This is a genomic window from Neobacillus ginsengisoli, from assembly GCF_030813055.1.
In genome coordinates this window covers 12,628-25,401 of sequence record NZ_JAUSTW010000009.1, presented here as the reverse complement: position 1 = coordinate 25,401, position 12,774 = coordinate 12,628, and the positions used below count along the sequence as shown (strand labels likewise).

At 38.3% G+C, this 12,774-nt stretch carries 7 protein-coding genes and 4 pseudogenes; 10 read left to right on the top strand and 1 reads right to left on the bottom strand.

Annotated elements, in window-relative coordinates:
* Positions 1-16: 16 nt before the first annotated feature.
* From hutH (J2S10_RS22255) to J2S10_RS22210, 10 genes and pseudogenes are all read left to right on the top strand, one after another.
* The gene (hutH, locus tag J2S10_RS22255; protein ID WP_307412494.1) at positions 17-1,534 is read left to right on the top strand and encodes a histidine ammonia-lyase; all 1,518 of its coding nucleotides are present in this window, start codon (positions 17-19) and stop codon (positions 1,532-1,534) included.
* A gap of 528 nt (positions 1,535-2,062) precedes the next feature.
* Positions 2,063-2,765 (top strand): annotated as a pseudogene (locus tag J2S10_RS22250) (amino acid permease).
* 79 nt (positions 2,766-2,844) lie between these two features.
* Positions 2,845-3,024: a YolD-like family protein gene (locus tag J2S10_RS22245; protein ID WP_307412493.1), complete on the top strand. Its 180-nt coding sequence runs from the start codon at positions 2,845-2,847 to the stop codon at positions 3,022-3,024.
* Positions 3,025-3,099: 75 nt separating this feature from the next.
* A complete protein-coding gene (locus tag J2S10_RS22240; protein WP_307412492.1) occupies positions 3,100-4,395 on the top strand; it encodes a Glu/Leu/Phe/Val family dehydrogenase in 1,296 nt (431 codons plus the stop codon).
* A 119-nt stretch (positions 4,396-4,514) separates the two neighbouring features.
* A complete protein-coding gene (locus J2S10_RS22235; RefSeq protein ID WP_307412489.1) occupies positions 4,515-5,117 on the top strand; it encodes a HutD/Ves family protein in 603 nt (200 codons plus the stop codon).
* Between the two features lie 341 nt (positions 5,118-5,458).
* Positions 5,459-6,975 (top strand): annotated as a pseudogene (hutH, locus tag J2S10_RS22230) (histidine ammonia-lyase).
* 225 nt (positions 6,976-7,200) lie between these two features.
* Positions 7,201-8,676 (top strand): amino acid permease, encoded by a 1,476-nt coding sequence (locus J2S10_RS22225; RefSeq protein ID WP_307412488.1) that lies wholly within the window; start codon positions 7,201-7,203, stop codon positions 8,674-8,676.
* A complete protein-coding gene (locus tag J2S10_RS22220) occupies positions 8,654-9,073 on the top strand; it encodes a sensor histidine kinase (protein ID WP_307412486.1) in 420 nt (139 codons plus the stop codon). Before J2S10_RS22225 ends, J2S10_RS22220 begins: the two co-directional genes overlap by 23 nt.
* Positions 9,074-10,066: 993 nt before the next feature.
* The gene (locus tag J2S10_RS22215) at positions 10,067-10,264 is read left to right on the top strand and encodes a DUF3311 domain-containing protein (RefSeq protein ID WP_307412485.1); all 198 of its coding nucleotides are present in this window, start codon (positions 10,067-10,069) and stop codon (positions 10,262-10,264) included.
* Positions 10,264-11,628, top strand: a pseudogene (locus tag J2S10_RS22210) (sodium:solute symporter family protein); the annotation flags it as partial. The gene J2S10_RS22215 and the pseudogene J2S10_RS22210, both read left to right, overlap by 1 nt.
* Before the next feature lie 167 nt (positions 11,629-11,795).
* Here the strand turns inward: J2S10_RS22210 and J2S10_RS22205 are convergent.
* Positions 11,796-12,664 (bottom strand): annotated as a pseudogene (locus tag J2S10_RS22205) (alpha/beta hydrolase).
* Positions 12,665-12,774 lie beyond the last annotated feature (110 nt).

Here is a 12,774-nt window from a genome sequence, read left to right as displayed (position 1 = left end):
ATGAGGGGTGTAGGAAATGATTGTGTTAACGGGTCAGTCTTTAACGATTGAAGAGGCGAAAAAAGTATTATACGGTGATGCGTTTGTAAAGGCTTCAGCTGATAGTGTAAAGAAAGTTGAAAAAAGCCGGGAAGCGGTCGAAAAAATTGTAAAGCAAAAGAAAGTCATCTATGGTATTACAACTGGTTTTGGAAAGTTTAGCGATGTATTGATTGATGCAGAGGATGTAGAGAAGCTGCAGTGGAATTTGATTCACTCCCATGCATGCGGGGTAGGTGAACCGTTTCCTGAAGTAGTTTCAAGAGCCATGGTTCTTCTCCGCGCTAACGCGCTATTAAAAGGATTTTCGGGGGTTCGTCCGGTTGTCATTGAACGTTTGCTTGAGCTTTTGAATGCCCATGTTCATCCGGTCATCCCCCAGCAAGGTTCTCTTGGAGCGAGCGGGGATTTGGCACCGCTGTCGCATTTGGCTCTTGTGCTAATGGGTGAAGGTGAAGTGTTCTATAAAGGGGAGAAAATGGAGGCAATCACAGCTTTATCGAAAGAAGGCATCGTTCCACTGACATTGAAAGCGAAAGAAGGATTAGCGTTAATTAACGGTACGCAAGCTATGACGGCAATGGGTCTCGTCAATTACATTGAAGCCGAGCAGCTGGCTCTTCAAACGGAGGCGATTGCTTCATTGACATTAGAGGGGTTACGTGGCATTGAAGAAGCCTTTGATGCGGATGTTCATCATGCACGTGGGTATCGCCAGCAATCCGAAGTCGCGGAACGCATTCGTCGAATGATCAGCGGCAGCCAGCTTATCACCAAGCAAGGAGAACTGCGGGTGCAGGATGCGTATTCTCTTCGCTGCATCCCGCAAGTACACGGAGCATCTTGGCAGGCGCTTGATTATGTGAAAGAGAAGCTTGAAATTGAAATGAACGCAGCCACCGATAATCCACTTATTTTCGATGACGGTGAAAAGGTCATTTCGGGGGGCAACTTCCACGGCCAGCCAATCGCACTTGCGATGGACTTCATGAAAATTGCCGTTGCTGAGCTTGCGAATATTTCAGAGCGACGCATTGAGCGTCTTGTCAATCCACAGCTGAATGATTTACCGCCATTTTTAAGCCCAGAGCCAGGCTTGCAGTCGGGAGCGATGATTATGCAATATTGTGCTGCTTCGCTCGTCTCTGAAAATAAAACACTCGCTCATCCGGCAAGTGTGGATTCCATCCCATCTTCAGCAAATCAGGAAGATCATGTAAGCATGGGGACAATTGGATCCCGCCATGCCCATCAAATCATTCAAAACGTCCGCCGCGTATTGGCCATTGAACTCATTTGTGCCTTGCAGGCAGTGGAATATCGCGGAACAGAAAAGATGGCTTCATTTACTAAAGCGTTTTATACTGAATCGAGAAAGCTCATTCCAAGCATTACGCAAGATCGTGTGTTCTCAAAGGATATTGAAGTAGCGGCAAACTGGTTATATCAAATCGATTGGAGTTCATTTGTTCATAGCAGCTTACCCACCAATTAAAAGAGGAATACCCGAATATTTAAAATTCTGGTGAAGCCGTTTCTTCAGACCAATATGTCCAAAAAGCAGCACAATTGCTAATAAAAACGGATGGGTTGAAAATCCAATTGATATTAACAGGTGCCCTACTTCCAATCCAGCATAAATCATTCCGGAGCATTGTTTGCTCCGGGAATATTTGCAAAATGCTGCAAAGCTGCAGTAAGTATTTGATTGAGGTACGCTCAACTACGAAACGGGCCAAATGTTTTGCAGGTATGTGGACGAAGTGTTTTTTTCCTAATAACTTCAGTGATTCGATTACATTTATAAAAAGCCAATTATATAACCATCTACCCTCTTTACTGTTATTGCTTTTTGTTATGAAGGTTTAATTTCTTTACCATAATGTGAGCGCTTTTGAATATATATCCATTTTTAGGAGGATAAACTAATTTGGAAAATCAGTAATGGCAGCTATCTGAAAAAAAAGAACAAAACCAATCGTCAAATACTTTACAAAGAAAACTAAAAGCACTTCATCTAACGATGATTTCGTTGGGTGGTGCGATCGGAACAGGGCTTTTTCTCGGCAGTGGCCCGGCCATTCACAATGCGGGACCTGGGGGAGCTCTGATCGCTTATATCGTCATTGGTGTAATGGTTTATTTTATTATGACAAGTCTTGGAGAACTAGCAACGTTTATGCCAGTAAGTGGTGCTTTCAGTACTTATGTAACGCGTTTTATCGATCCTGCCCTTGGGTTTGCACTTGGTTGGAATTATTGGTTCACTTGGGCGATGACGCTTGCCGCGGAACTATCCGCTGCAACGATGGTGATGAAGTTTTGGTTTCCCCACAGATCGTCATTTTTAAGGAGTTCTTTGTTTTTAGTCTTAATTTTTCCTATTAAATTATGCATCTGTTAAAGGATACGGTATAGCCGCAAGTCATTATAGGTTTAGAAAAGCATACATTGCTCAAGGATATTCACTGGACGAACTTCACTATCGTGCAAAATGGTTTTCTTTCGGACCGATTTTTGCCTTTGCTCTTTGTTTACTCGTTTTATTGGAGCAAAACTATCAAGCCTTTCTCGGAGATCACATTGATTGGGCAAGTGTGATTGCTGCCTATCTTGGCATCCCATTATTTCTGGTGATGTGGCTAAGTTATAAGTTCATAAAGAAAACAAAAGTAATTCCGTTAGAAAAATGCCAGATTGATTTCGATGAACATAGGAATGCTTAATCAGTCAAGGGTTCTTCAAGGTTATTAACCTCAAATGAAACAAATAATATAAATCAAAAGAGAGAAAGGATTTAAATAGATGTTTCTGAAAGAGTTAACAAAAACTGAAATTACTATTACTTACTATGAGAATGGATCATTACAAACATGTAATGGACGTGTTTGCACTCTTGATTTAAAGAAACAAACGCTTTCTTTAAAAGATAAACAGCAAAAAAAACTCTCCATTCGTTTAGCTGATATTAGAAAAATTCATTAAATATTACCTTTTTTTAAAAAAATAATGCTTCAGAACAATGAATTTAAAAAACTTATATTATAAGAGGTGTATCAAATGAATATAGCAGTCTCTGTAAAAAGTGACATTAAAAAGCTAGAAAATAAGCAAAATGAATCGTTAAATTTATTGGATTCAACACAGCTCATTATAAAAGAGGCGGTTCGGAAGTTAGGATACAACGATGAGATGTACGAGTTATTAAAAGAACCAATTAGAACTCTTACAGTACGAATCCCTGTTCAATTGGATGACGGTTCCATTAAAGTGTTTACCGGCTATCGTTCACAACATAACGATGCGGTAGGTCCTACAAAAGGAGGCATTCGCTTCCATCCTGATGTAAATGAGGGAGAGGTAAAAGCATTGTCCATTTGGATGAGTTTAAAGTGTGGCATTACCAATCTTCCATACGGTGGGGGAAAAGGCGGGATTATTTGTGACCCAAGGAACATGTCGTTTGGGGAACTAGAAAGGTTAAGTCGTGGATATGTTCGTGCTATCAGCCAAATTGTGGGACCTACAAAAGATATTCCAGCACCTGATGTTTATACAAATTCTCAAATTATGGCGTGGATGATGGATGAGTACAGTCGCCTTCGTGAATTCGATTCTCCTGGATTTATTACGGGCAAGCCGATTGTGCTGGGAGGCTCACAAGGTCGTGAAACAGCAACAGCACGTGGCGTAACGATTTGCATTGAAGAAGCGGCAAAGAAAAAAGGAGTTAACTTACAAGGGGCACGCATCGTAGTTCAAGGCTTCGGGAATGCAGGAAGCTTTTTAGCGAAGTTCATGCACGATGCAGGAGCCAAAGTAATTGGTATTTCGGATGCATTTGGTGCTCTTTATAATCCGGAAGGACTTGATATTGATTATCTGCTTAATCGACGTGATAGTTTTGGTACAGTAACAAATTTATTTTCAAACGTCATAACGAATCAGGAATTACTCGAAAAAGAATGTGAAATTCTTGTTCCAGCTGCGATTTCTAATCAAATTACACGCGAGAATGCAAATGAGATTAAAGCTAAAATTATTGTTGAAGCTGCGAATGGGCCAACAACACTTGAAGCAACTCACATATTAACAAAACGTAACATATTACTTGTACCGGACGTACTTGCTAGCTCTGGCGGTGTAACTGTTTCATATTTTGAATGGGTACAAAACAACCAAGGATATTATTGGTCAGAAGAAGAGGTAGCCCAAAAGTTATGTGATAAAATTGTCGATTCTTTTGAAAGAGTTTTTTCCGCAGCACAACAATACCAGGTAGACATGCGCTTAGCTGCATATATGGTTGGAATAAGAAAAATGGCAGAAGCATCCCATTTTCGCGGCTGGGTGTAGGTATGTTATCTATTATTTAACGACAGAATGCCCTAGGAATCCATATAGTTCATGATTTGTTGGGGATGGTACAGAAATTTTGAAACTTAATTAAATTGATAGATATGTGGAGTGGAAATATGAATTATTCAATAAAATTGGTAAAAAAAAATGAACAAGCTACAAATTTATGGTCCGGTGGAAAAACAACGCAACTGGCCATTTATCCTGAAGATGCGGATTATAGTAAACGGAATTTCCAATGGCGCATTAGTACTGCTGATGTTGAAGTAGAAGCATCCCTATTTACGCATCTACCAGGCATCCAACGAGTAATAATGATAATTGATGGTGAAATGTATCTTGAACATGAAGGAAAACATTCGGTGGTTTTGAAGCCTTTTGAACAAGATCGCTTTGAGGGTGGATGGACAACACGAAGCAAAGGGATCGTTAAGGATTTTAATTTAATGTTATCAAACGGTTGCGATGGGGGGCTTACCTGTATTCAGATTAAAAAGGATATTCAAGATTTAGTGTTGGATGCGACAGGAACGGCCGAGGTTTTTTATTGTGTTGATGGAATGGTAAGAGTTGAAATAGGTGAAGAAGAGCCTTTATTTTTCGAAAAAGGTGATATATTGAGTATTATAAGGGAGAAATTATCTGAAGAAATGAGTATCAAATTTTGCAATAAAATGGAAAAAAATCTTTCTATTATTAGGGCAACCATTGTTGATTAGTACCAGGAAGCCTAATTCTCATAATGCAGCCGCTGAACAAAATCAATCACTATCACAGGAACTGATGTCTTGGAATTACTTCCCTTAATATACTATTATGGAAAGTATTGTTATCCTAATATTCAGAAAATTAAATTGACAGATAAGGTTATATCACATATGATAATTATCGCAGCAATAATATTATAGAATATGATAAAAGGAGAAATAACTCATGAGGCATCGAAAAAAAATAGTTCAATATTCAAAAATGATTATAAAAGAGGCTGGACTCCAATTCTAATCGAATCGGAATCCAGCCTCTTTCTTTATTTTACTAAAGTATTAGAGGAGTGAGAAAAATGATAACATTAACAGGTCAAAGTTTATCATTAAAACAAATGAAGGAAGTTTTATACGATAATCAGAAGGTAAGCGCTTCAGAAACCAGTTTGGAGGCTGCAAGAAAGAGCAGGGAAGCCGTAGAAATTATTGTTTCAGAATCAAAAGTCGTCTATGGAATTACAACAGGTTTTGGAAAATTTAGTGATGTCCTTATTAATAAGATCATGTTCAAGATCTGCAGCTTAATTTAATTCGTTCACATGCATGTGGAGTGGGTGAACCATTTCCTGAAGTTGTCGCAAAAGCAATGGTTCTCCTTCGCGCTAACGCACTTTTAAAGGGCTTTTCCGGAATTAGGCCGCTTGTTATCGAAAGGTTATTAGACCTTGTAAATAAAGATATTATTCCTGTAATTCCGCAGCAAGGATCTCTTGGAGCAAGTGGAGACTTAGCGCCGCTTTCCCATTTGGCATTGGTGTTAATTGGAGAAGGAGAAGTATTCTATAAAGGAAATCGAGTGAGCTCTCTTGAAGCATTTCAAAAAGAAGGAATCTTCCCAGTAACACTTCAAGCAAAAGAAGGACTTGCCCTTATCAATGGAACTCAAGCAATGACAGCAATGGGAGTGGTAGGCTATTTGGAGGCAGAGCAACTTGCTTATCAAAGCGAGTTAATTTCCTCAATGACTATTGAAGGGCTTAATGGAATCATTGATGCCTTTGCTGAAGAAGTTCATAATGCACGAGGGTACAAACAGCAAATAGATACAGCTGCACGAATCCGCGGTTACTTAAGCGATAGTCTATTAACGACGATGCAGGGAGAATTGAGAGTACAGGATGCTTATTCCCTCCGGTGCATCCCGCAAGTTCATGGTGCCACATGGCAAGCACTTGATTATGTAAAAGAAAAATTAGAAATTGAGATGAATGCCGCAACGGATAATCCATTAATTTTTGACGATGGGGAAAAAGTAATCTCTGGCGGCAACTTCCATGGCCAGCCAATCGCTTATGCAATGGATTTTATGAAAATTGCAGTTGCGGAAATGGCCAATATATCTGAAAGAAGGATAGAACGGTTAATCAATCCACAGTTAAATGATTTACCGCCATTTTTAAGCCCTGAACAAGGCTTGCAATCAGGGGCTATGATCATGCAATATGTGGCTGCATCTCTTGTATCAGAAAACAAAACCTTGGCACACCCGGCAAGTGTAGACTCAATTCCATCCTCGGCGAACCAAGAAGATCATGTGAGTATGGGAACGATCGCTTCAAGACATGCACATCAAATTATTCAAAATACAAGAAGAGTTCTGGCCATTGAGATGATCTGTGCAATGCAGGCGGTTGAATACCGTGGAGTGAAAAAAATGGCAAGCCAAACAAAGCGTTTTTATGATATGGGAAGGTTAATTGTTCCTTCCATTAAAAAGGACCGCATTTTCTCCAAAGATATTGAAAACGCTGCTGAATATCTGAAAACAGTAGATCTGACAAAAGTACTTCAGCAATTAGACAATATAAAATAAACCTTACCCAGTAAAACTAAATGGAAATGAAGACACCTACGTAACAAAAAACGAAATTTATCTTTTTAAATGCCTATTAGATCCTGCTACCTTTCAGCAAATATGAAAGTAGTTGATAAATTAATTAAAGTAGACCAAATTTTAACTAGTGGCTTAATCTTTCCAATGTCGTTGCTTATTGTTTCTCCTATATATAGTAAGCATAAATAAAAAAAGAGGTGTTATATGCAAAATACGGCACAAACTCAACAAACAAATCCAAGGGAACAACATGAACACTTAGAAAGAAAATTAAAAACAAGGCATTTAACGATGATTGCCATCGGCGGCACGATTGGAACCGGTCTTTTCTTAGCGAGCGGTACGACCATTCACGATGCCGGTCCCGGCGGAGCGATTGCAGCTTATCTCATCGCCGGCATCATGGTTTATTTCTTAATGGCAAGTCTTGCGGAAATGGCGGCCTTCATCCCGATCACAGGTTCTTTTAGCACTTATTCAGCCCGATTTGTTGACCCGGCATTAGGATTTGCGGTTGGCTGGAACTATTGGTACAACAATGCAATCATTCTGGCACTTGAATTATCTGCCTCCTCGTTGATTATGAAATATTGGCTTCCGCATGTACCGGGAATTGTTTGGAGTTCTATTTTTCTGGTCATCATTTTCGCCTTAAATATTTTATCGGTTAAAGGATATGGTGAAGCAGAATTCTGGTTCTCCATTATCAAAGTGGCAACGATTATTATTTTTATTGTGGTTGGTTTATTAATGATCTTCGGAATTATGAGTGGTCATTCCGGCGGATTTTCGAATCTGACGGCAGGAGAAGCACCATTTAAAGGCGGCCTTCTTTCCGTCTTCAGCGTCTTTATGGTGGTAGGTTTTGCCTTCCAAGGAACGGAAATGGTTGGGGTAGCTGCCGGAGAAAGCGAAAACCCTAGTAAAGATATGCCAAGAGCAATTAGACAAATCTTTTGGCGGATCCTTTTGTTCTATGTACTTGCGATTTTTGTAATCAGCTGTTTAATCAGCTATAAAGACCCTAATCTATTAAGCTCTGACGTAACAAATATTGCTGTCAGCCCTTTCACTCTCGTGTTTAAACATGCCGGATTGGCCTTTGCCGCCTCCGCTATGAATGCCGTTATTTTAACTTCCGTTTTATCTGCCGGAAACTCGTCATTATACGTTGGCTCTCGTGTCCTCTGGACGCTTGCTGAAGAAGGTAGAGCACCGAAAAATTTTAGGAAGGTAAATAAAGGCGGGGTTCCGTATAACGCCATTTTAGGCACTACTGTCATCGGAATGCTTTGCTTCCTGACTTCCTTTTTTGGAGATGGAACCGTTTATAACTGGTTATTAAATGCTGCGGGATTAGCCGGATATCTGTCATGGTTAAGTATTTCTATCACCCACTTGCGCTTCCGAAAAGCATACAAATTACAAGGAAAAGATATGAAAGCCCTTCCGTATGTTGCTAAATGGTTTCCGCTTGGCCCGATCCTGGCAACCGTTCTATGCTTGATTGCAATGTTGGGAACCAATTACAGCGCCTTTATCGGCCCTAAAATTGATTGGTACGGAATATTGGTCTCCTATATTGGGTTGCCATTATTTCTCGTTGGATATTTGGGCTATAAAATTGTTAAAAGGTCTAAAATGGTTTCATTACAGGATGCTGATTTTAGCCAGGAATAAGTTTACTTATAGTGAAAAAGGAATAATGCTTAGCTACCATTTGCCCGAAATAGAAATTATTGGCGATCCATCCCTACTTAATACGGTTTGGGATAACCTTTTATCAAATGACATTAAATATAATAAACCTGATGGCATAGAGATAACGATTGAAGAAAGAGAAGAATTGGTTATCGTAACTTTTGTGGATACAGGAATAGGGATGAGCGAAATGGAATTAGAAAGGATATTTGAGCGCTTTTATCGGGCAGATATGGCACGTACAAGACCTATTGAGGGAATAGGTTTGGGTCTATCGATTGTTGCCACCATTATCAAACTGCATTGCGGGAATATTACTTTGAATAGTAAAGAAAAAGTTGGTTCTACTTTTATTGTAGAATTACCATTTAAATAAAATTTATAGACGCACCAGCAAGAAGAATAGGTTTTAAAATTGAAGTTAATTAAAGAAAATGCGCCTTATCTAAAATGGTTAGGTGCAAATCATTTCTTCAACTAAACATCCTTTAGTTGAAGTTTTTTAAAGTCGATTCTCAAATTGAAATCGGCTTTTTTGATTTTGCTTAACAAATAGTGTCATAACTTCAAAAGAATTTTTTCAAGTCTTGGAAGTCTTAAAACAAGACGTCTAAAAAACGATCGTTTAAGTTTGTCTAAAAGTTGTAAGTTTTGAACATTGCAAAAATATCGGTTTTTTCTTTCTTTTCTTTCTTGCTTTCCATCTAGAAGTTAGTCTAAAAAATGTAGAGGAAGTTATATATCTTTTAGACGGAAGTTATTAAAGATGGGTGAACTTGTTGGATACGCGAGGGTGTATATTTAAACCAAAGTTTAACCGTTTGTAATAAAGTTGCACCGTTTTGAAAAAAGATTAACCGACTATAAAAAAGTTTAATTAAAAGTCTTGTATTGATATGCAGGATTTTTTTTATTCAGCAATCGTGCCATTTTATGGAATAACTCTTTTAAAGAAAATTGGTATAATTTTGAAAATATTGTGAAGGATTGTACTTAAATTAACTGGCAAGTTTGTTCAATAAGAAAGGTGAAGTAATAGTATAATTTGGTATATAAAAATTTTGCATAAAATTACACCAATGCTTATATAATTACTTGCCTAACATAGTAAAGATAATTTAAATATAGGTAATTATTTTAAAAGTTAATTATCATAATATTTTTTATAATTAAAATAAATAAATGCTCTATGCTTATTTTAAAGTGCTATCAATGGTAGTAAAAGATAGAGTGCTATTAGATTCCTGTTAAAGGAGGATGATACCTATGTGTATATCTATCAATATTTACCCGAAAGATAGCCTTACGTATTAAAGATCTGATCAATAAGCTTTGACAATATTTTAGGAGAATAAAAGGAGGACTTATTTTGAAATTCATCAAAATTTTGGCGATCATTCCGTTCATTGGCCTGCTTGGAGGGATTCCATTTGTGAATAAAGTTAACCCTTATATTTTAGGATTACCTTTTTTTCTTTTTTGGATTGTTTTATGGGTGGTTATTACATCGGGAATCATGGCGATCATATTTGCACTAGATCCTAAAAATAGGAGGGAAATTGAATAATGAATGCAGCACTTCTTATCATCATTGCATCTATAATTTTTGCACTTACCATTGGTATTCGAGCGCGTAAAGGTAAAGATATGAACCTTGAACAGTGGACCGTTGGAGGTCGTGGTTTTGGTACGGTTTTTATCTTTTTGTTGATGGCAGGTGAAACGTATTCCACTTTTACCTTTTTAGGAGGAAGCGGTTGGGCATATGGAAAAGGCGGCCCTACTTTTTATATTTTAATATATGGTACATTGGCATTGATTATGTCGTATTGGTATGTTCCTGCTATTTGGCGATATGCAAAAGAAAAGAAGCTAATGTCACAATCGGACTTCTTCGTTAGTAAGTATAATAGTCCATATTTAGGTGTCCTTGTTTCAATTGTGGGTGTAGCCGCTGTCATCCCCTATCTAGTTCTTCAATTGAAAGGTTTGGGTAGTATTGTTTCAGAGGCATCTTACGGAGCGATTTCTCCTACGGTAGCGATTTGGATTGCAGTTATTGTTCTTACTATTTATGTGATGATCTCAGGAATCCATGGTTCTGCTTGGACAGCGGTTGTCAAAGATATTCTGATTCTAGGAGTTACCGTATTTTAAGGTATATATTTACCGCTTCATTATTATGGTGGGTATCAGCCCATGTTTGAAGCGATTGAAAATGCAAAGCCAGGTTTTTTAACTTTGCCTAGTCAGGGATTAAGCATCTCATGGTTTATCTCTACGGTTTTGCTAACTTCTCTTGGTTTTTATATGTATCCGCATTCATTCGGTGCGATTTATGCAGGAAAAAGTGAAAAAACGTTCCGCAAAAATACAATCATTATGCCATTATATCAGCTTATCTTACTCTTTGTGTTCTTTGCCGGTTTTGCCGCTATTCTTCAAATTCCCGGTTTGATGGGGGATGAGGTTGATTTATCCTTATTACGTCTATCGAAACTAGCTTTCGATCCATGGGTAATGGGAGTGATTGGTGCTGCGGGAGTACTTACAGCCTTAGTGCCGGGTTCGATGCTATTAATGTCTGCGGCTACCTTGTTGGCCAAAAATGTCTATGGTGTATTTGTGCCTTCGGCTACTGATAAGCAGATTGTAAGTTTAGCTAAGTACTTAGTACCTGTCGTTGCTCTTGCTTCATTATTTTTTACGTTTAAAAGTGGTACGATTGTCGCTTTATTATTAATGGGGTCTAGTATGGTTACACAGTTGTTTCCAGCTATGATATTCAGCTTAATGAGGAATAATTTCGTGACGAAGCAAGGTGCATTCGCGGGAATTATTATGGGGGAAGCTACGGTAGCGTATATTACCCTTTCGAAAACCACTATAGGAACCCTGTTTCCTTTACTTCCTCATTGGGTGAAGGATATTTAGTTGTTACCCGTGCTTCTGTTGCGAACTCCAAAATTGCAAAGCAGTAAAGTAGTATTGGGGAGTTCAAGGATTTTTGAGGGTAGATAAGTTGTTTATTCTAAATAAAAAAGCCGATTTTTCCTTCTGATTACATAAGGAAGAACGGCTTTTTTTGTCCAATTACTTTATGCGGATAAATGAATTTGAAGAAATTCAATTACCTGATTAAGTGCATCTTGAACAATTGGGTTATCAAAATCTTTTTCAAATACATGCTCTCCATTAGGAATTGTAATTAACCTGGTTTTTACTTCTTCTTTTATGAGGGAAGCTCTCATAAAAACAGATTGTTCGTATGGTACATCCGTATCCTTAGTCCCGTGCAGCAATAATGTAGGAGGATAATCCTTAGTGATATGATAGATCGGGCAAAACTGGATGAGATTCTTTCTAGTAGGTGAATGAATACCTGTTATCTCCTGGACCCATGCACCTTGCTGCCTCGCATACAAATATAGGAGAAATCGCGTTTCAATAGACCCCTCTGTAATAATTTCATCTGAAACAAACTTTTTATAAAGCTCTTTTGGAACTATGTCCTTTTGTAGATAGAAATTGCTTGGTTTCGTTGCCCAATTGGCACTAATATCGCCATAGCCATAGAAGGAAACGATTGCGCGCGGCTTATTTTTAAATGTTCCTGTACAAAGAGCAAGATAGCCGCCAGCAGAACCGCCAACCACAGCTATTCTTTTGGATCAATGGAGAATTGTTTTGGCCCTTCAGTCTCTATCCATAGAAGAGCATCCTGCACGTCCTCAAGGATATCTGGAAGTTTTGATTCAGGTGCTAACCTATAGTCAATAGAAAACAATGAAAAACCATTGTTAGTGTAGAGTTTTATCATTTCTTCACTAATATCTTCTCTTGTTCCCCATAATAGTCCGCCTCCATGTATATAAACAATCACTGGAGCGTTATCATTGTTGGCCGCATAGAAGTCAGCCTTAATGGTGAAACGGTCATTTTGTTTAAAAATAACTGTATTTTTCATAAGATCATTCACGTCCAATCTATTCTGTAAATTACCATTTCTCGTATTAAAAAACCGCACAGCGCTCTGAGCGGTTTTTATGTTAAAACAAATGGCCAGGTTCCACTAAA

What these genes read in the sequence shown, in the direction of transcription:
- J2S10_RS22240 (WP_307412492.1), top strand. Translation starts at nt 3,100, where the DNA reads ATGAATATAGCAGTCTCTGTAAAAAGTGACATTAAAAAGCTAGAAAAT.
- J2S10_RS22220 (WP_307412486.1), top strand. Translation starts at nt 8,654, where the DNA reads ATGCTGATTTTAGCCAGGAATAAGTTTACTTATAGTGAAAAAGGAATA.
- hutH (WP_307412494.1), top strand. Translation starts at nt 17, where the DNA reads ATGATTGTGTTAACGGGTCAGTCTTTAACGATTGAAGAGGCGAAAAAA.
- J2S10_RS22235 (WP_307412489.1), top strand. Translation starts at nt 4,515, where the DNA reads ATGAATTATTCAATAAAATTGGTAAAAAAAAATGAACAAGCTACAAAT.
- J2S10_RS22245 (WP_307412493.1), top strand. Translation starts at nt 2,845, where the DNA reads ATGTTTCTGAAAGAGTTAACAAAAACTGAAATTACTATTACTTACTAT.
- J2S10_RS22225 (WP_307412488.1), top strand. Translation starts at nt 7,201, where the DNA reads ATGCAAAATACGGCACAAACTCAACAAACAAATCCAAGGGAACAACAT.